Raw genomic sequence first — 19,754 nt, 5'->3', positions numbered from 1 at the left:
GGTGCCCTGCGTGCTTCGGAAGTGTGCGGGAGCCCGGTGAACGGGTACCGCGTCGAGGGCGACGCCGACAGCTGCATCGCGTCACAGCAGTGCTCGGCGGTGGCGCCGGCGCTGTTCGGCCACGACGAGTACGGCGTCGTGGTGGTCAAGCAGCCGGACCCGGGCGAGGAGCTCCGGGAGTCGGCCGAGTATGCGGCGCGGATCTGCCCGTCCCAGGCGATCCGGCTGCTCCAGTCCCCGGAGCCGATGGATTGACTAGAGCATTATTCTAGTATTCAATTCTGAAACAACCTGCTCTGAAACCACCCGCACCCAGGACGGGAGCAGAGCGCACGGCCGGACGTCAGTCAGGAGGCGCGGCTTGATGGAGACAGTCGTCATCGTCGGTGCCGGCCAGACCGGCATCCAGGCCGCGGCCTCTGCCCGGGAGCACGGCTACCGCGGTCGGCTGGTCGTTGTCGGAGCCGAGCCCCAGCCGCCCTACCAGCGGCCACCGCTGTCCAAAGAGCACCTTCGCGACGGCTTGGACGACGGTCGGCTGGCGTTGCGCCCACCGCGCTTCTACGCCGACGCGTCCATCGAGGTCCGCACCGGAGTCCGGGTGACCGCCCTTGACCGCACGGTCGGCGACGTACTCCTGGCCGACGGCGAACGGCTGCGCTACGACCGCCTCCTCCTGGCCACGGGAGCCACTCCACGAGAACTCCCGGTCGCCGCCCCGTCCTCGGGTGTCATGACCCTTCGCCACCTCCGGGACGCGAACCGGCTGCGGGCCATCGCCGCCGAGGCGACTCACGTGGTCGTCGTGGGCGCCGGATTCCTCGGCCTCGAGGTCGCGTCCACGATGCGGGCCCTGGGCAAGCAGGTCACCGTGCTGGAGGCGGCTCACCGCGTGCTCGGCCGGGGCGTGTCGGGTGTGGTCGCGGCCGTGCTCGAACGGGCGCACCAGCAGGACGGCGTGCACTTCAGGCTCGACGAGTCGGTGCGCGCCTGGGAGACCCGACCCGACGGCCGCGTCGGCGGCGTGGTCACCGCCGATGGGCGGTCGCTGCGCGCGGACCTGGTGGTCGTCGCCGTCGGGGTGCGGCCGAACGTGTCGCTGGCCTCGGACGCGGGGCTGCCGACATCCGACGGGATCATCGTCGGGCCGGACCTGTTGACCAGCGATCCGTGTGTCGCAGCGGCCGGCGACTGCGCGCGCCTCGTCGATGTCGCCGCACGTACCTCGGTGCGGCTGGAATCCGTGCAGAACGCGTCAGACCAAGGGCGCGCGATCGGCGCCTGGCTGGCGGGCGGACCGGCCCCCACCTACACCGCTGTGCCGTGGTTCTGGAGCGAGCAGGCCGGCCGGCGTCTCACCATCGCCGGGCTGGTCGGCAGCGGTGACGGCGACGGTGAGGAGATCGTGACGCGCGGCGATCCGGCCGGCGGCCCGTTCACGGCGTTCCACCTGCGCGACGGGGCTCTCGTCGCCGCCGAATCGATCGACGCGACCGCCGACCACATGGCGGCACGTCGGCTCCTGAGTTCATCCAGCCTTCGCGGCGAGCGGATCGCTCGCGAACTGCTGGCCGACCCGACCGTCAACCTCCGCGCCTACGCGGCGCGCCGAGCCGAGGAGACCGTCCGTTGACCGACACCCACGCCTTCGACACCGACCAGATCGACCTCACCGATATCGACCTCTGGACCAGCGACCCGCATCCGGCACTGCACCACCTTCGTGAACACGACCCGGTGCACTGGCACGAGGCCGACCCGGCGAACCCGTTCGCCAACCACTCGTTCTGGGCGTTGACACGCCACAGCGACATCGTCCACGTCTCGCGCCACCCGGAGTTGTTCTCCTCGGCCCACGGAATAAGCGAGGGCACGCTTGATGTGGGGATCAGCGAATTCGACACGTTCTCGATGCTCGGCGCCGACGATCCGTACCACGGGTGGATGCGGGCGCTCGTGAGTACCGCGTTCACCGCGAGGCTGGTCCGCGAATCCGAGCCCCACATCCGGGAGATCACCGTCGCCGTACTGGACGAGGTGGCCGGACGCCGTGACCCGTTCAACTTCGTGTACGAGGTTTCGGCGAAAACGCCGATCCGCGTCATCGGCGACGTACTCGGCGTCCCCCGGAGCGACCAGCACCTCCTGACGGAGTGGACCGACGGCGTCGCCGATCTCACCGACATGACCATCGACTTCGAGAAGGGCACCGGACACTCGGCGAAGGCCACCGCGGCAACGGCCGAGATGTTCGCCTACCTGGAACGTATGCAGCGGCTGCGGGCCGACGCGCCCACCGACGACCTGGTGTCCAAGCTGATGGGCGCGGAGATCGAAGGACAGCGGCTCAACTGGCAGCAGCAACGGGAGACGTTCTTCCTCCTCGCGACCGCGGGCAACGAAACGACCCGCAACACCACCACCGCGGGTGTTCGCGCGCTGGCCGAACACCCCGACCAGCGACGCGAGTTGATAGAAAATCCGAAGCTCCTCAAGGACGCCGTGGAGGAGATGCTGCGCTGGGGAACCGTCGTGTCGCACTTCCGCAGGACCGCGACCCAGGACACGGTGATCGGCGGCAAGCGCATCGCCAAGGGTGACTGGGTCGTCATCTACTACAGCGCCGCCAACCGCGACCCGAGCGTCTTCCCCGACCCCGACCGGTTCGACATCCACCGCAAGCCGAACGAGCACCTCGCCTTCGGCGGTGGCGGACCGCACTTCTGCCTCGGCGCCCCGCTGGCACGCCTGCAACTGCGGGTCCTGTTCGAGGAACTGCTGCAGCGGTTCCCCGACTACAGCGTCGTCGGCGAGCCGGTGTTCAACGAGAGCAACTTCTTCCACGGCATCAAGGACCTGCCCGTCCGGCTCTACCCCCAGTGACCCGCCGTGCCCGGCAGGACGGCGCCGGGACAGGTCCTCACATCCACCAAGCCCATCCGCGCGCATCGCTCGCGCACGAGAGGAACAGCATGTCAGGCAGTTTGGCGGACCGAGTCATCGTCGTGACCGGGGCCGGGCGAGGGCTCGGCCGGGAACACGCGCTCCTACTCGCCCGCGAAGGGGCGTCGGTGGTCGTCAACGACCTCGACGAGGACGGTAAAGGCCCCGCACACGACGTCGTCGACGAGATCCGCGCGCTCGGCGGTCAGGCCGTCACCGACTCGCACTCGGTGACCACCTGGGACTCGGCGGCCCAGATCGTCGGCACCGCGCTGTCGACCTACGGCCGGCTCGACGGGATCGTGTGCAACGCGGGGTTCCTGCGCGACCGCATGCTGGTCAACATGTCCGAGGCCGAGTGGGACGACATCGTCAAGGTCCACCAGTACGGCACCTTCTACATCCTGCGGCACGCCGCCGAGTACTGGCGTGGCCGGCACAAGGCAGGGGAGGAGGTCAACGCCTCCGTGGTCACCACCACCGCGATCTCCGGACTCCACAGCAACGTGGGACAGGTGAACTACGGAGGAGCCAAAGCGGCCATCGCGCTGATGACCGTCTCCGCCTCCCGCGAGCTCGCGCGCTACGGCGTCCGCGTCAACTCGATCTCGCCGATCGCCAGGACGCGTCTGACCACGGGCAGCCCCGGCAGTGCCGAGGCCATGGGCGATTCGCTGTCACCGGCCCACATCTCGCCCCTTGTCGCGTGGCTGCTCAGCCCGGAGTGCACTTCCAACTCCCAGATATACGGCGTCTTCGGACGTGAGATCCACCGCTACACGGCCTGGACGCCGGCCGAGTCCGCGCACGCCGACGAGGACTGGACCGTCGATTCGGTGGCGGCCGCGCTGCGCGGCTGGCCCGACCGCTACGAACCCGGGTTCATCCCCGGTATTCCCCAGCCGACACCTGCGAGCTGACCATGCCGATCAACGACGACCTGGTCGGTCTCGAAAAGACCGCCAAGGGAACCTGGACCGACCGCGACACCCGCCTCTACGCGGTGGCCGTAGGGGCGGGCGGAGAGGACCCCGGCCGGGAACTGCAGTTCACCACGGAGAACACCAAGGGGGTCACCCAGCGGGTCCTGCCGACCTTCGGCGTCATCGAGGGCTGCCGGGTCGGGGTCGGCCTCGTCTCCAAGATCGACGGCGTGGACTTCTCACGGATGCTGCACGGCACGCAGGAGGTCGAGCAGCACCGGGAGCTGCCGACGGCGGCACAGGTGATCACGTCGGGGAAGATCACCGCGGTCTGGGACAAGGGCAAGGCCGCCGTGATCGAAACCGAGGCGGTCACCGCCGACGCGGTGACCGGCCAGGCCTACGTCACCTGCCGCCAGTCCCTCTTCTTCCGCGGCTACGGCGGCTGGGGCGGCGAGCGCGGACCCAGCGGCCGCACCCCGCTGCCCGAGGACAAGCCGGACCGCACGGTGCGCGCCTCCACGCGCACCGACCAGGCACTGCTCTACCGGCTGACCGGTGATGTCAACCCGCTGCACTCGGACCCCGGTTACGCCCGCGCGGCGGGCTTCTCCCGGCCGATACTGCACGGTCTGTGCGGCTACGGGATCGTAGGGCGACTGCTGCTGAACGAATTCGCCGAGGGAGACCCGGCCGCGTTCACCGCCCTGCGTGGCCGGTTCTCCGCGCCGGCCTACCCCGGCGACGACCTCGTCGTCTCGGTGTGGGGCAACGGTCCCGAGCACCCGTTCGTCGTCGACAACCAACGAGGGGAGCGGATCCTGTCCGACGGGCTGTTCGTCACGGTGTGAGCGCGTGGGACCGAAATCGCCGCCCGTGCGCGCGGCCCGCGGGCACGAGCGGCACCCCCCGGCGGCATGGCCCACGGGTAAACTGGTGGCCAGCGGTCAGACCAGGTGGCAGGGCCGACCGCCTCATCCCTGAAGGAGGACTGACCTCACCGTGAGCCCCGCATCGACTTCCCGAACGTCCGGCGAGCTGGCCGACAGGAACGGGGAACGAAAGGGCGAATGGCGCCGGTCGGCCGGGACGAAGAAGGCCGTCCTCGACGCTGCTCGTCAGCTCTTCAACGAGAAGGGTTACGACGACACCAACATCAACGACATCGTCAGGGAGTCCGGGGTCAGCGTCGGCAGCATCTACCACCAGTTCGGTGGCAAGAAAGAGGTCTTCCGCGCGCTCGCCGAATCGTCGCTCGACCGCCACAGAGAAGTATCGGAACGCGCGACGAAGAAGGCGATCGCCGCGGGCGAGACGGACCCGCTCCGCATTTACGTCGCCGGCGCCAAGGGCTATCTCCTGGACACCTGGAAGCAGCGCGACATCGACCGTGTCGGCATTCTTCTCGAAGGTCCGGCCCCGGAGGCCGCCCACGCGCGCGAGCACAGGGCGCGTTTCCTGCGCGGCTCGCTCGGCATCACCATCGGCGAGCCACCGTTGCCCGAGGCGACGGGGTATGCCCTGTACGGGCTGCTGTACGGCGCCGCGACGCAGCTGGTGAACATCGAGGACCGGCGCACCGCCAACGCGGTCATCGACTACTTCGCCGAGCTCATCCTCAAGATGGGCAGCGCCGAATAACAGTTCCACCGGTCGCCGATCCCTTTCCGGCGGTCCCGCTTCCAGCTGTGTGAACAGCCGGGCGGGGCCGCCGGTTCGCTTTTCCCCGGCAAGCCCTTCGTGGTGAGAATAATTCTAGAACGTAGCACTAGTAACGTCTTCCATATTAGAGCGGCATTCCAGTACGGTGTCGGTAACTGGCCCGCAATGCTTGGGAGACGACGGTGTCTGCTCAGTTTCAGTTGCCCCCTCAGGTCGAAGCCGCGGTGGTCCGGGACACGAACGAGGACTTCACGCTGGAGAAGCTCGAACTGTCACCACTCGGTCCGCTCGACGTGCTCGTGAAGATCGCCGGCGTCGGCATGTGCCACACCGATCTGGTGCTCCGCGGGCCCATGGGGGAGGCGTTCCGCCCGATCGTCCTGGGGCACGAGGGATCCGGTGTGGTGGCCGCCGTCGGTTCACAGGTCACCAAGGTCACCGCCGGAGACCCGGTCGTCATCAGCTATGACAGCTGCGGCGCCTGTAAGAACTGCCTCAGCGGCAGTCCCTACTTCTGCGCGACCTGGTTCGACCGGAACAACGGCCCTGGCCTGTCCCGTCAGCATGCCGCGCTGACCGACCCCGCGGGCCGAGCGGTCAACAACTCCTGGTTCGGACAGTCGTCCTTCGCGGACTACGCCGTCGCGAGTCAGAACAACGTGGTCAAGGTCGCCGCGGATCTGCCCCTGGAGATTCTGGGCCCCTTGGGCTGCGGCTTCCAGACCGGTGCCGGAGCGGTCGTCAACGTCCTTCAGGTACGCCCCGGTCAGTCCTTCGTGGTGTTCGGCGCCGGGGCGGTCGGACTCGCCGCCGTGATGGCCGCCCGGATCTGCGGGGCGAGCGCGGTGATCGCGGTGGACCTGGTCGAGGGGCGCCGGGAGCTGGCCCGGGAGGTCGGCGCGACACACGCCCTCGACGGCGCCGCTCCCGATCTGCTCGACCAGCTCCAGCAGATCACCTCGGGTGCGGACTGTGCCTTCGACACCACCGGCAGGCCATCGGTGATCGCGACCGCTGTCAACGCGTTGGCCCAGGGCGGCACGTGTGCCCTGGCCGCGATCGCCGACGAACTGCGGCTGCCCGGATGGCCGATCGTGTTCGGGCGCAGGCTGACCGGAGTCCTCGAGGGCAACGCCGTCCCCGACGTTTTCATCCCCCAGATGATCGAGTGGTGGCAGGCCGACGTGTTTCCGTTCGACAAGCTGATCGAACGCTTCCCCCTGCACAAGATCAACGAAGCCGCCGAGGCCTCCGAGAGCGGGCGAGTCGTCAAGCCCGTCCTGATTCCCTGAACTGAGAGCGCCCCGTGACACCCATCGAAAGCGACCTGCTCGTCGTCGGCGCCGGGCCGGTCGGCCTGTTCGCCGCCTACTACGCCGGTTTCCGCGGCCTCAGCACCGCCATCGTCGACTCCCTGTCCGAGCCGGGCGGGCAGGTCACCGCCCTCTACCCGGAGAAACCGATCTACGACATCGCCGGTTTCCCTTCGGTACGGGGCCGGACCCTCGTCGAGAACCTCATGGAACAGGCCGCCCCCTTCGATCCGACGTACGTGCTGGCCGAATGCGCGACGGAACTGAGCCCGCAGACCGACGGCACTCTGCATGTGCGCACGGACGCCGGCACGACGTTCCGCACCCGCGCGGTCGTCATCACCGCCGGCATAGGAACCTTCACGCCCCGCCCGCTGGAGGCCGGACAGCACCTCGTCGGCTCCGGCGTCTCCTATTTCGTACCCGATCCCGAACTGCACCGGGATCAGCACGTCGTCGTGGTCGGGGGCGGGGACAGCGCATGCGACTGGGCCCTCGCCCTCGAACCGATCGCACGCACCGTGACGCTCGTCCACCGGCGCGCGGCCTTTCGCGCCCACACCCACACCGTCAGCCAACTGACCCGCTCGACGGTCGACGTCATCACCGACGCCCAGATCACCAAGGTGCACGGGGACAGCCGCGTCCAGAGCGTCACGATCACCGGCGCGGACGCCACGCAGACCGAGAGGGAGGCGGACGCCGTGATCGCCGCCCTGGGATTCAAGGCGAACCTCGGACCACTGCGCACCTGGGGACTCCAGCTCGCCGACAACCGCTACCTGCGCGTCGACGCCGCCATGCGGACCACCATGCCGGGCGTGTTCGCGGCCGGTGACATCACCGACTACGGCGGCAAGGTACGTCTGCTCGCCGTCGGCTTCGGCGAAGCGGCCACCGCCGTCAACCACGCGGCGGTCCACATCAACCCCGAGGAGACCGTCTTCCCCGGGCACTCCACCGACACGCCGGCCGGCCCGGCCGAGGAGACGACATGACCTATGTGATCGGCCCCGCCTGCATCGACGTCATGGACAGGTCCTGTATCGACGAGTGTCCCGTGGACTGCATCTACGAAGGCAAGCGGAAGCTCTACATCAACCCGGCGGAGTGCATCGACTGCGGCGCCTGCAAGCCGGCCTGCCCCGAGCAGGCCATCGACCTGGACCGGCTCCTCACCGGTGACCAACGCGCCTTCATCGCGGACAACGCCCGCTTCTTCGACGAGCCGCTACCGGGTCGCGATGCCGCTGTCGGAGCGCCCGGCGGTGCCGGCGACATCGGTCGGATCGGCGTCGACACGGACCTGGTGGCCGGCTACTGACATGGCCGACCCAACCCACCAAAAGGGGCACAGCATGACCGAATCAGTGATGACCATCAACGGCGAGGCCGTCACCGGGGACCGCACGTTCGAGGTCATCGACCCCGCCACCGGCGCCCCCACAGGGGCGGCGCCGCAGTGCTCGCCGGCCCAGCTCGACCTCGCCATGCAGTCCGCCCAACACGCCCTGACGTCATGGGCGTCCGACCATGAGACGCGGCGCAAGGCCATGCACGAGGCCGCCGAGCTCATGCGACGGGCCGCCCCGGAGCTCGGTCCGCAGTTCACACAGGAGCAGGGCTCCCCGGTCCAGGCGGCCGTCGGACAACTCATGATCTCCGCCGACTGGCTCGACTACTTCGCCGACCTGGAACTGCCCGCGAAGACCGTGCGCACCTATCCGGACCGGACGATCGAGGTCTCCCGCCGCCCGGTCGGCGTGGTCGCGGCGATCACCCCGTGGAACGCACCGGTCCTGCTCGCGATGTGGAAGATCGCACCCGCGTTGGCCGCGGGCGCCACCATGGTCCTCAAACCGTCCCCCTACACGCCCCTTACCACCCTCGCGCTGGGTCAGGTGTTCTCCGCCGCGCTGCCGCCGGGCGTACTCAACATCGTCAGCGGCCTCGAACCCCTGGGCCAGCAGCTCGTGTCACACTCGACCCCCCGCAAGATCGCCTTCACGGGCTCGATCCCGACAGGCAAGGCAGTGGCCGTCGCCGCCGCCCACGACCTCAAACGCGTCACGCTCGAACTCGGTGGGAACGACGCCGCCATCGTCCTGGACGACGCCGATATCGACCGTATCGTCGAGCCGTTGTTCTTCTCGGCGTTCGCCAACTCGGGCCAGATCTGCGAGGCGACCAAACGCGTCTATGTTCCCGATCGCCTGTACGGCAAGCTCCTTGACGCGCTGGCCGACCGCGCCCGCTCCGCCCGGGTCGGTCACGGCCTCGAAGCCGGTGTCGAACTGGGGCCGTTGACCACCCACTTCCAGCGTGATCACGTGGAGGATCTGGTCCAGGACGCGAAGGCCGCGGGCGCGACCATCGCGGCCGGCGGGCACCGCCTCCCGGGTGACGGGTACTTCTTCGAGCCGACGATCATCGGCGACGTCGAGGACGGCGTCCGAATCGTCGACGAGGAGCAGTTCGGCCCCGCCCTGCCCGTCATCGCCTACAGGGACGTCGACGAGGCCGTCCGGCGCGCCAACGCGACGATGTACGGCCTGGCCGGCTCGGTCTGGTCGACCGACCTCGACCGGGCCCGCGCTGTCGCGGCCCGCCTCGAAGTCGGCCGAGTCAAGATCAACGGGGGTGGCCTGCCGTCGCCGGAGGCCCCCTTCGGCGGCGTCAAGTGGAGCGGCGTCGGCGTCGAGAACGGGCCGTGGGGCCTGGAGGAATACACCGACCTGCACGTCACCGAAATCGGTGCCGACGCGCAGTGAGCCGATGACCGCTCCCGAGCACACCGCGTCAGGCACAAGCGCGACCCACACCACCTCACATGGGAGGCTCAATGACAGGCAGCGACAACCACAAGCCCATCCCGCGCAGCGTTCTCATTTTCGGCGCGGCCGGGCACATCGGCGGACCGCTCGCGGACTTTCTTCACCGAGAGGCACCGCAGATCAAGCTGCGCCTGGTGAGCAGCAGGCCCGAAGGCCTCGAAAAGCTCCGCGCCGATCGCCCCTACGCCGAAGTGGTCACCGCGAACTACATGGATCTCTCCTCGCTCGATGCCGCAGTGGAGGGGATCGAGGGCGTCTTCGTCAACAGCCCACCCGAGATGGACGAGCAGATCGCCATGACGAACCTGGTGACCGCCCTCAAGAAGGAGGGCACTCTGGTTCACCTTCTGCGTACGGTCGGTCTGCAGCCCGAGGCCAACTACCGGCGCCTCCCCCCGGCCGTGCGGGAGGCGAAATTCGGGCTCCCCATGCAGCATCCCGGTGTGAAGAAGATCCTCGACGAGAGCGATCTGCCGGTCACCTACATGAACCTCGGCGCATCCTTCATGGACAACTTCCTCTGGATGAAGGGCGGCCTGGTCCGCGAGCGCAAGCTGATCTGGCACAACCGCCTCATTCCCTTGATCGACCCACGGGAGATAGCCGAAGTCGCGGGACGTCTGTTCCTCTCCGACAACCACCGGCACATCGGGCAGTTCCACACGCTCAACAACGGTCATGATCTGCTGCGCTACAGCGACGTCGCCGATCTGATGAGTGAGGTCTTCGGCGAGAAGATCACTCACGACGGCAGCCTGGAGGCATTCACCAAGGAGTACGGCGCCCAGTTCGGTCCGAAGCTCATGGAGATCTGGAACTTCTTCGAGTACGAGCGGGCGAACGAGGTCGTCTGGGCCCGCAACGACTTCGTCGAGCGCATGCTCGGCCGCAAACCGCGGACCCTGCGGGAGTGGCTGGAGGAGCACGCAGAACTCCTGCTCAAGTAGCTGCACCCACCGACGTGGTCGGTGTCCATCGTTGTCCGACACAGGAAAGGAAGTGACAGCCGTGAAGGCGATCCAGTACGAGGAGTACGGCGGCCCGGAGGTACTCCGGCTCGCGGAGAGGGAGGAGCCGCATGCCGGGCCCGGACAGATACGGCTGAAGGTCAAGGCGGTGGCGGTCAATCCGTTCGACTCCAAGCTGCGCCGCGGCTACATGCAGCAGTTCATCCCCGTGTCCTTCCCCCACATTCCGGGTACCGAGGGAGCCGGCGTCGTCGACGAGGTGGGGGAGGGGGTCACCGGTGCCTCGGTGGGCGACGAGGTACTGGGGTACATCGTCTCCGGTTCCTACGCCGAGTACGCCCTGGCCGAGGACTTCGCGCTCAAGCCGGCCGGACTGGGCTGGGAGACGGCGGCCGCCCTGCCCGTGGCCGCCAGGACCTCCAGGCACGTGCTGGACACGCTCAAGGTGACCGACGGCGACACGCTGCTGGTGCACGGTGCCTCCGGCGTGGTCGCCTCCGTCGGCGTCCAGCTCGCCGTGGCCCGCGGTGCCACCGTGATCGGCACCGCCGCCGGGAACAATCACGACTACCTGCGCTCCCTCGGCGCGATCCCCGTGACCTACGGCGACGGGCTGGCCGACCGGGTGCGCGAGGCCGCTCCGCAGGGCGTCGACGCCGTCTACGACGCCGCCGGCAACGGCGTGCTGGAGCTGTCCATCGAGCTGGTGGGCGGCGCCACCGACCGCGTCGCCACGATCGCCGACTTCGGGGCCCCGAAGCTGGGCGTGGCCATGGTCGGCACCGATGACCCGTTCGGGACCGAACTCGCCGAGTACGCCCGCCTCGCCGCCGAGGGAGGTCTGAACGTCCGCATCGCCCAGAGCTTCCCCCTCACCGACGCCGCCAAGGCCCAGGAGCTGAGCGAGTCCGGCCACCCCCGCGGCAAGCTCCTCCTACGCCTTTAGGGTCTTCGCCCCTTGCTGCCTTCACCGGCGCTTCCCGCGTGTAGCCGTCGTCGGCGAGGGCGGACTCTTCCGCGGTCTCGGTGAGGACGAGGCACTCGCCCTGGCCGACTCCTTCGCGCTGGAGCAGTGCGTGCCCTCAACTCGTGGACTGCTCCCAGCGGATGGCTTGGCCCGCCCAGAGCTAGGGCGAGGTGGCCAGGTGTGGGGAGCGGAGCACGAGCAGGGTGATCTCGCTGGGCGCGAAGACACGGAACGGCGGGCCCCAGAAGCCGGTGCCGCGGCTGGTGTAGAGGAGGGTGCGGGTGCCGTGCCGGCTGAGGCCGGCGAGGGCGGGCTGGTCGAGGCGGACCAGGTGGTGGAAGGGCCAGATCTGGCCGCCGTGGGTGTGGCCGGAGAGTTGGAGGTCGATGCCTGCGGCTGCCGCCCGGTCGATGAACGTGGGCTGGTGTGCCAGGAGCAGGACGGGCAGCTCGGGGTCGGCGCCGTTCAAGGCTCCGGCGAGGTGGGCGCGGTGGCCTGCCAGGCCGGAGGACTCGGCGGTGACGTCGTCCACGCCGGCGACCACGAGGGTGTCGCCTCCGCGTTCGAGCAGCAGATGGCGGTTGCGCAGCGGCTCCCAGCCCAGCTCGCCCATCAGGTCGACCCAGCCCTGTGCCTCGCTGTAGTACTCGTGGTTGCCGGTGACGTAGACACGGGCCCGGGTGGCCCGCACAGTCCCGAGTGGGACGGCCTGGGCGCGGCGGCGTTCGGCCGTGCCGTCCGCGATGTCCCCGGTGTGGCAGACCACGTCGGCTTCCAGGGTGTTCACCGTCTCGCACACCCGTGCCGACCAGCGGGCGCGGTCGAGGGGGCCGTAGTGGGTGTCGGTGATGAGGACGACGCGGGTGCCGTCCAACCCGGCGCCCAGGCGGGGGAGTTGTACGTCGAGTCGGCGCACGCGTGGCACGCGGCGGGCCTCGGCGTACCCCCAGGGGAGCAGTACGGCGGTTATGCCGAGGACGGCCCACGTGACGATGCGGGCCCGGTCCTGACTCTCGCCGACGCCGGCCACGGTCAGGGCGAGCCGCAAGAGGACGCCCAGCAGAACGGACCACGTGAACAGAACCCAGCTCGTGCCCAGCAGGGTGTCACCGACGATCGCCGCCCGGTCCTGCTGACGCCGGCCGTGGCCGCGCACCATCGCGAGCGGCATCCCGACGAGGCCGATGACGAACAGGGCGGTGCCGACCAGCGTGACGGGCAGCGGCCAGCGCTGGCCGCTGTACACGAGCACCCAGCAGGGCACGGTCCACAGAAGTACGGGCGCGATCAGGGGGAGGTAGCGCATCAGGCGGTGCAGTCGGCTCTGCCGCGGAGACCGCGCTTCGCTGTCGGCGGGTCGGGTGTTGCGGGTGTCGGTCACGCTTCCCCTCTGACCAGGCTGCCGTCCTGCGCACTGTATCCGGTCGCCCTTGGGCCGACCGGGCCGGCGTTCATGGGGACGACCCCTTGGGAATATAAGTTCGGTGAACGTATGTCCAATACCGAGAACGCCGCCCGACCGGTGTTTATGTCGCTGAGGCAGGTACACGTTGGCCGGATGCATAGGTCAACGTCTCTGATTTGACGGTCAGTCGGGGGAGTGGGTGGCGGTTTACCGTCGGATCGGTGGGCGAGGCCGGCACCCCCTCGTCCCAGGAGCGTCACATTCCATAATGAATTACTGGCTCAGTTGCGTCTGACTTCCCTTCCGTCCCTCCTGAATTTTCCGCTTCCTCGTCGAGAAGTCGGGCAAGTGGAAATCGCGCCACCAAGTCCTCTCGGTGCTTTCAGGACTTTGTCCTCCGGCTGAACCGAGAAATCGTTTCGGCATATCTACGATCGCAGACTATGACCGTCACTCCACGGGACAACTCCGCCACCCGTGCCCGCTGGCAGACCTGTCTCCGGCTCGCCCGTGAACTCCTCCTCGTCGGACCCGACGGAAAAGACCTCAAACTCGAATACCTGCACGCTTTGATAGACGCGGGCAGCCTCGGTACCACCCGGCACCCCCGCAAGAAGGTCCTCGTGGTCGGCGCCGGCATCACCGGCCTCGTCGTCGGCCGCCTCCTCAAGGACGCGGGGCACGACGTCACCATCCTCGAGGCGAACGCCAACCGTGTCGGCGGACGCATCAAGACCTTCCGCACCACCAAGCACCACCAGCCGTTCGCCGACCCGGCCCAGTACGCCGAGGCCGGTGCCATGCGGCTGCCCGACTTCCACCCGCTCGTTCTCGCCCTGGTCGACAAACTGGGGCTCGGCCGGCGCCAGTTCTACAACGTGGACATCGATCCCCACACCGGCAGCGGCCCCGACGTGCCCGTCCCTCCGGTGACGTACACCTCCTTCACCGGCCGGACGTGGACGTACGGCGACGACAGCCCGGACTTCGCCGAACCCGACAAGCGCGGCAACTCCTGGATCCGCGCCAACCGCGTCCAGGTGCGGCGCGCCGACTACGCCGCCGGACCCGAGCGGATCAACGAGGGCTTTCACCTCACCGACGACGAGGTCCGCGCCCCCGTCGCGCGGATGGTGGACGAGGCGCTGGAGAGCGTGCGTGACTACTACTCCGACGTCGTCGACGGCAAGCGGGTCAACAAGCCGTTCGACGAGTGGGTCGAGGGCTGGGCGCGGGTGATCCGCGACTTCGACGGCTACTCGATGGGGTCCTTCCTGCGGGACCGCGCCGGGCTCAGCGACGAGGCCGTGGAGGCGGTCGGAACCCTGGAGAACATGTCCTCGCGGCTCTACCTCTCCTTCTTCCACAGCTTCCTGAGCCGCACCGACATCAACCCGGCCGTCCGCTACTGGGAGATCCCCGGCGGCAGTTGGCGCCTGCCGCACGCGCTGTACCAGGGCCTGCGCGACGAGGTGCGGCTCGGCCAGCGCATGATCCGCCTCGAGTACCACGACCCCAGCCGCGACACCGACCCCGAAGGCACCGGGGCGGTCGGACCCGACGGGTGGGGCGTGGCCGTACAGACCGTAGACGAGGAAGACCCGAAGGAATTGCCCCGACTGTGGACGGCGGACCTGGCGGTCGTCACCATCCCGTTCTCCGCGCTGCGCTTCGTGGAGATCGTCCCCTCGATGTCGTACAAGAAGCGTCGCGCCATCATCGAGACCCACTATGACCAGGCCACCAAGGTGCTGCTCGAATTCAGCCACCGCTGGTGGGAGTTCACCGAGGACGAGTGGCGCGACACGCTGGACGGCATCGCGCCCGGCCTGTACGAGTACTACCGGCGCGGGCACGAGGCGGAGACCGGGACCTTGTCCGTGCCCACGCTGCCCGAGCCGGAGGCCGGGCTGCTCGGCGCCGCGGTCAAGGACAGCCTCGTCACCGAGGAGATGCGGCGGATCGACGGGAGTCTGCCGCTGCGTGGCCCCGCCGTCCGGCCCGCCACCCACTGCTTCGGCGGGGGCTCCGCCGCCGACAACCCCAACCGGTTCATGTACTACCCCTCACACCCGATCGCGGACAGCACGGGCGGCGGCGTCGTCCTCGCCTCGTATTCCTGGTCCGACGACGCCGCGCGGTGGGACTCCATGCCGAAGGCGGAGCGCTACCTCTACGCGCTGCGCAACCTCCAGGCCGTACACGGCCGTCGCGTGGAGGTGTTCTTCACCGGCAGGGGCGCCACCCAGAGCTGGGCCCGCGACCCGTACGCCTTCGGCGAGGCCGCCATCTACACCGCCCACCAGATGACCAGCTTCCACCTGGACGTCTCCCGGCCCGAGGGCCCGGTGCACTTCGCCGGCGAGCACACGTCCCTCAAGCACGCCTGGATCGAGGGAGCCCTGGAGAGCGCCGTCCGCGCCGCCCTCGCCGTCCATCAGGCCCCGCCGGTCACCGACAGGAAGGGCCCGGACCAGGACGTCCCGGGTGCGGACCGGGAAGGGGAGTCCTCGTGAGCGCGACCACCCCTGCCTGCACGGTCGCCCGCTATCTCGCCGTGCGATTGGCCGAGCTGGGCATCACCCATCTGTTCGGCGTCCCCGGCAACCACCTCGGCCCGTTCCTCACCACACTGCGGGCCGAGGGCGACATCGAGTGGGTCGGCACTCCGACCGAGGGCGGCGCCGGCCAGGCCGCCGACGCCTACGCCCGCATCCACGGCGTGGGCGCCGCGGCGGTGACGTACAGCGTGGGCGCGTTCAACCTGCTCAACGCCTGCGGCGGCGCGTACGTCGAGCAGGTCCCGCTCATCGCCGTCAACGCCTGCCCGCCGTACGAGCAGTGGCAGAACTTCCGTGCCGTCGGGCTGCTCACCTCGCACATGAGCCCCCGTGCCGAGAGCAATCTGGACGTCTACCGGCAGGTCACCGTGGACGCACAGGTCATCTCCCACCCGGGCTTGGCGCCCGCCCAGATCGACGCCGCGCTCACCGCCTGCGTCTCCGAGCGCCGACCGGTCTACCTGGAGGTCATGGAGGACCTGTGGGACGAGCCCTGCCCCGAGCCGACGGAGCCGATCGTCCGCCGCGAACGGCCTTTCAGTGAGCGCAACCAGACCATGCTGGACCAGGCCGTGCACGCGATCCTCACCCTGATCGAGCAGCACCCGGGCCCGGACGGCAGGCCCCGCCCGATCGTGTGGGCCGGCGAGGAGATCGACCGGTACCGGCTCGGCCGGGAACTCGTCGACCTGGTGGAGGCAACCGGCGTCCCGTTCTGCACGACCGTCGGCGCCAAGGCCGTCGTGGACGAGGACCTGCCGCAGTTCCACGGCGTATACAACGGCAAGGCCAGCCATCCGGACGTGAACGCGATCTTCAAGGACTGGGCCACCTGCCGGATCGGGCTCGGGGCCTGGTCCACGTCGAAGAACCTCGGCGGTGAGCAGAGCGTCGGCACCGACTGGGTGATGGCGGCGCACGGCGGCGTCAGCGTCGGCACCTCCTACTTCCCCGACGTCCAACTCGCCCGGTTGCTGCCCGCCCTCCAGGATGCGCTGGTGAAGGCCTACGGCTCCGAGGGCCTGTTTGCGGACTACTACGCCGAGTCCTACAGCTACCAGGGTGCGCGGGACGACCGCCCCGCCGGCCTGGCGCAGTACCGCGCCTCGCTGAGCGTCAGCGGTGCGCGGTCCCGGGACGCCGAACGGCTCACCTACGACGGCGTGTTCGATCGGGTCAACCACTTCCTGGGCCAGGAGACCACGGACGACTGGACGGTCGTGTCCGACGCCGCGTTCTCCCTCATCGGCTCGATGAACCTGTCCCTGTCCGCGGGAGGATTCCTGTCCCAGGTCAGCTGGCTGTCCATCGGCTGGTCGGTCGGCGCGGCCACCGGCGCCGCGCTCGCCCCGGAACGCGCGGGCGCCCGCCCGATGGTGTTCGTCGGCGACGGCGCCTTCCAGGAGACCTGCCAGGAGATCTCCACGCACACCCGGCTCGGGCTGCGCTCGGTGGTGTTCGTCCTGGACAACGAGTCCTTCTACGGCATCGAGCAGATGTTGGTGCACCCGGCCTACTACGCCGGACAGGGCCCCGCCGAGCCGGACTTCTACAACGTCCTGCACCCCTGGCACTACGACCGCCTCACGGCGGTCTTCGCCGGCCAGGACACCCCGGCGAGCGGCCTCAGTGTCGCCCGCCCCACGGAGCTGGACGACCTGCTGGCCCGACTCGGCGACCCGCGCGACCCGGTCAACGCCGGACCCCTCCTGGTCCGCGTCCGACTGCACCGGCACGACTATCCGCGGGCCATGGCGTACAAGGTGCCGAAAACCTCGTGACCGACAACCTCGTGACCGGAATTCTCGTGCCCGAAATCCTCGCAACAGACAATCTCGAATTCCCAGGGGGAATGCAATGGCTGATCTGAACGTCCTGATCGCATTCGACGCGGCCACGATCGTCGAACAGAATCCCAACGCGTCACGGAATCCCGACGCGCCGACCTACGTCGACCAGAGCCTGATCTACATGACGACGCGGCACGACCACATCGTCGGCACTTCGGGCGCCGAGCTGAACCTGCGGGCCGAGCCCGGGGACACCGTCCGGTGGCGGGAGACGACGCTGTCGCTGGGCAGCGACTACAAGGCGCTGCTGTACCGGTACGTGAGCAGCGACCGCGATCACACCCTCATCAGGACACCGGAGATCGAGGTGGTCGACGGCGTCTATCCGCTGCCACAGGAGGGCAGCGAGGGCAGTCCGGATTTCGTGACGCAGAAGTACCAGGACCACTACTGGCGCACCACGGTGAAGAGCGTCGGCAAGGTCGTGTACCACTTCTACTTCCAGATCCTCGACCGGCACCGGCAGTTGAAGGGGTACTTCCAATGGGACCCCTTCATCACCATCGAGGACTCCTGACGGTCCGGCCGTGACGGGCGGCGGTGGTCGCAACCGCCGCCGCCCTTCCTGGCTTCCAGCCGATCCGGACCTGGCTCTCTAGAAGAATCCAAGCTTTTTGGGGGAGTAGCTACACAGAATGTTCTTCGTCTGCTGGTGGTACAGGCGGTACAGCCTTCCCGACGCAGTGCCGGTCATAGCGGCGCAGGCCATGATGCTGGACAGCGACTGTCCGCAGGCTGTGGCAGTCATCCGGACGGTGCGTGACCGCGGCCTGCGGGCTGAGTTGCTGGCAAATGCCGCCTCGGCGATGGTCGAGGACGGGCATACCGATGCGCTCGTCGTGGCCGAGGAAGCCCTCGCCGAAGCCCTCGCGGAGGGAGGAGAGCGTGCCCTGGTCCCAGCTGCTCTCGTCCTCGCTTATGCCGGTGAACCGAGGCGGGCAGCCGAGATCTGCCGGTCGCTGTCCGACCCGTACAAGCGAATGACATCCCTGGCTCGCGTCGCAGCGTTGCTGGTCACCTCCGGCGAGGTCGGCGAAGCAGCGGACCTGGCCCACGAGGCCGCTGCCCTCGCGGATGAGGTGACCGCGGACAACCAGCGCGCCGACGGTCTCACGATGGCCGCACTCGCTCTGGCTCTGGCCCAACAGTACAAGTCGGCTGTCGAATTGCTGGCTCCCCTTACGGCGACTGCGGCACGGGAAGACGCTGCGGCGGACATGGTGAGGGGACTGGCAGAGATGTCGGACGATCTCGAGTGGGCCACTGAACTGGCCCACAGCTTGAGCTCTCCCCGCAGCCGTAGCCGGGCGTTGGCGTACCTGGCGGCCGCCCACCTCGCGGCCGGAGACCGTGCGCGGGCACAGGTCCTGGCGCAGGAAGCTTCGGACGCGACCCGGGGAAACACCGGGTGGGGCGACGTCCATCACGTCGCCGAACTGGCCGTGGTCCTTGCCCGGGCGGGCGCTCCGGGCCTTGCCGTTGAGGCCGCCCGGAAGATTGACGAGCCGGACGGGCAGGCCATGGCTCTCAGGAAAGCGGCCGCCGTCGCGGCAGTTTCCGACAAGCCGGACCAGGGCGCGGACATCGCCCGCGCGATCGAGGACCCCTGGCGCCGGGCACAAGCGCTCGGCTGGGTGGCAGCGGCGGCGGCCCGGCGTGGTTCCATGGGCGTGGCGGCCAGCCTGATCCAGGAGATGCGAGAGATCGAGAACGGTCTACCGCCAATGACCCTCGTGTCAAGCGACCACCGCGTAGCAGCCCTTGCCGCACTTGCCAAGGCCTTCACCAAGGACGGGCAGGACGACGCGGCGGACGCCGTAGCCGACACCGTTGAGCAGAACTGGATCCGGGCGGAGGTCCTCGCGGCCATCGCGGGAGGTCTCGCCGAGCGCGGGGAGGATGACAAAGCACTATCTCTCGTGGGGCACTTGGCTTCGTCTCCGCGTGCTGCGCGCCTTGCCGCGCCGATCGCCACCGTATGGGCGAAAGCCGGTTCAACTCCCCGCGCACTGGCTGCCCTTGATCTCCTGCCACGAGCGGCTGACCAGGCGGAGGCACTGACGTTGACCGCGAAGTCCCTGGCGAGGGCGGACGGCATCCTACGGAACTCGGCCCTGGCCCGTCATGCCCACGCCCTGGCCGATATTCTGATCAGCCCGGATTGGATCGACCACGCGCTGTCGGAACAGGTGGCACTGCTGCTCCGCCACGGCCACACTGGTCTCGCCGCTGCCCTTAGAAGCCGTATCTCAACCGATCTTGGAGCGTGTGGATCGAACAGAGTTCCTGGTCGGGTGATCTTTCGGCGGTACGCGCATGAAGGCAGGG

The 19,754-nt window shown here is 68.8% G+C and carries 16 protein-coding genes and 1 pseudogene; 16 read left to right on the top strand and 1 reads right to left on the bottom strand.

From position 1 onward, the window contains the following. The first annotated feature begins 36 nt into the window (after window positions 1-36). From ABZ027_RS15910 to ABZ027_RS15855, 12 genes are all read left to right on the top strand, one after another. Window positions 37-255, top strand: a complete 219-nt coding sequence (locus tag ABZ027_RS15910; RefSeq protein WP_356768503.1) for a ferredoxin — start codon at window positions 37-39, stop codon at window positions 253-255. 109 nt (window positions 256-364) lie between these two features. Further along, entirely contained in the window at window positions 365-1,633 is a 1,269-nt protein-coding gene (locus tag ABZ027_RS15905; RefSeq protein ID WP_356768501.1) for an FAD-dependent oxidoreductase, read from the top strand. Then, window positions 1,630-2,883, top strand: a complete 1,254-nt coding sequence (locus tag ABZ027_RS15900; RefSeq protein WP_356768498.1) for a cytochrome P450 — start codon at window positions 1,630-1,632, stop codon at window positions 2,881-2,883. The genes ABZ027_RS15905 and ABZ027_RS15900 overlap by 4 nt, the downstream gene beginning before the upstream one ends. A gap of 89 nt (window positions 2,884-2,972) precedes the next feature. Further along, window positions 2,973-3,863, top strand: a complete 891-nt coding sequence (locus tag ABZ027_RS15895) for an SDR family NAD(P)-dependent oxidoreductase (RefSeq protein WP_356768496.1) — start codon at window positions 2,973-2,975, stop codon at window positions 3,861-3,863. 2 nt (window positions 3,864-3,865) lie between these two features. Further along, the gene (locus tag ABZ027_RS15890) at window positions 3,866-4,717 is read left to right on the top strand and encodes a MaoC/PaaZ C-terminal domain-containing protein (RefSeq protein WP_356768494.1); all 852 of its coding nucleotides are present in this window, start codon (window positions 3,866-3,868) and stop codon (window positions 4,715-4,717) included. Between the two features lie 151 nt (window positions 4,718-4,868). Then, on the top strand, window positions 4,869-5,507 hold the full coding sequence (locus ABZ027_RS15885) for a TetR/AcrR family transcriptional regulator (RefSeq protein ID WP_356768492.1): 639 nt from the start codon (window positions 4,869-4,871) through the stop codon (window positions 5,505-5,507). Between the two features lie 203 nt (window positions 5,508-5,710). Next, window positions 5,711-6,820, top strand: coding sequence for an NAD(P)-dependent alcohol dehydrogenase (locus ABZ027_RS15880; protein WP_356768490.1), 1,110 nt, complete (start codon window positions 5,711-5,713; stop codon window positions 6,818-6,820). 14 nt (window positions 6,821-6,834) lie between these two features. After that, entirely contained in the window at window positions 6,835-7,839 is a 1,005-nt protein-coding gene (locus ABZ027_RS15875) for an NAD(P)/FAD-dependent oxidoreductase (protein ID WP_356768488.1), read from the top strand. Beyond that, window positions 7,836-8,165 carry a ferredoxin gene (gene fdxA, locus ABZ027_RS15870; protein WP_356768486.1) on the top strand — a complete coding sequence of 110 codons (330 nt, stop codon included), beginning with the start codon at window positions 7,836-7,838 and terminating at the stop codon, window positions 8,163-8,165. The genes ABZ027_RS15875 and fdxA overlap by 4 nt, the downstream gene beginning before the upstream one ends. Before the next feature lie 34 nt (window positions 8,166-8,199). Then, window positions 8,200-9,612: an aldehyde dehydrogenase family protein gene (locus ABZ027_RS15865; RefSeq protein ID WP_356768484.1), complete on the top strand. Its 1,413-nt coding sequence runs from the start codon at window positions 8,200-8,202 to the stop codon at window positions 9,610-9,612. A 71-nt stretch (window positions 9,613-9,683) separates the two neighbouring features. Next, window positions 9,684-10,622: an NmrA family NAD(P)-binding protein gene (locus ABZ027_RS15860; protein WP_356768482.1), complete on the top strand. Its 939-nt coding sequence runs from the start codon at window positions 9,684-9,686 to the stop codon at window positions 10,620-10,622. 61 nt (window positions 10,623-10,683) lie between these two features. Continuing rightward, entirely contained in the window at window positions 10,684-11,589 is a 906-nt protein-coding gene (locus ABZ027_RS15855; protein WP_356768762.1) for an NADP-dependent oxidoreductase, read from the top strand. A gap of 181 nt (window positions 11,590-11,770) precedes the next feature. Here ABZ027_RS15855 and ABZ027_RS15850 read toward each other — a convergent pair whose 3' ends face one another. Continuing rightward, window positions 11,771-12,991 (bottom strand): metallophosphoesterase, encoded by a 1,221-nt coding sequence (locus tag ABZ027_RS15850; protein ID WP_356768480.1) that lies wholly within the window; start codon window positions 12,989-12,991, stop codon window positions 11,771-11,773. A 467-nt stretch (window positions 12,992-13,458) separates the two neighbouring features. On the opposite strand from ABZ027_RS15850, the gene ABZ027_RS15845 reads away from it, so the two are divergent. The 4 genes and pseudogenes from ABZ027_RS15845 to ABZ027_RS15830 form a co-directional block, all read left to right on the top strand. Beyond that, the gene (locus ABZ027_RS15845; protein ID WP_356768478.1) at window positions 13,459-15,531 is read left to right on the top strand and encodes an FAD-dependent oxidoreductase; all 2,073 of its coding nucleotides are present in this window, start codon (window positions 13,459-13,461) and stop codon (window positions 15,529-15,531) included. Then, window positions 15,528-17,357 (top strand): thiamine pyrophosphate-binding protein, encoded by a 1,830-nt coding sequence (locus ABZ027_RS15840; protein ID WP_356768476.1) that lies wholly within the window; start codon window positions 15,528-15,530, stop codon window positions 17,355-17,357. Before ABZ027_RS15845 ends, ABZ027_RS15840 begins: the two co-directional genes overlap by 4 nt. A gap of 76 nt (window positions 17,358-17,433) precedes the next feature. Continuing rightward, window positions 17,434-17,943 carry an inclusion body family protein gene (locus ABZ027_RS15835; protein ID WP_356768474.1) on the top strand — a complete coding sequence of 170 codons (510 nt, stop codon included), beginning with the start codon at window positions 17,434-17,436 and terminating at the stop codon, window positions 17,941-17,943. Between the two features lie 118 nt (window positions 17,944-18,061). Then, window positions 18,062-19,754 (top strand): annotated as a pseudogene (locus ABZ027_RS15830) (hypothetical protein); the annotation flags it as partial.

The organism is Streptomyces sp. NPDC006332, from assembly GCF_040612855.1.
GTDB lineage: Bacteria > Actinomycetota > Actinomycetes > Streptomycetales > Streptomycetaceae > Streptomyces.
The sequence above is the reverse complement of the archived record's forward strand: the minus strand, read 5'-3'. Positions and strand labels throughout refer to the sequence as shown.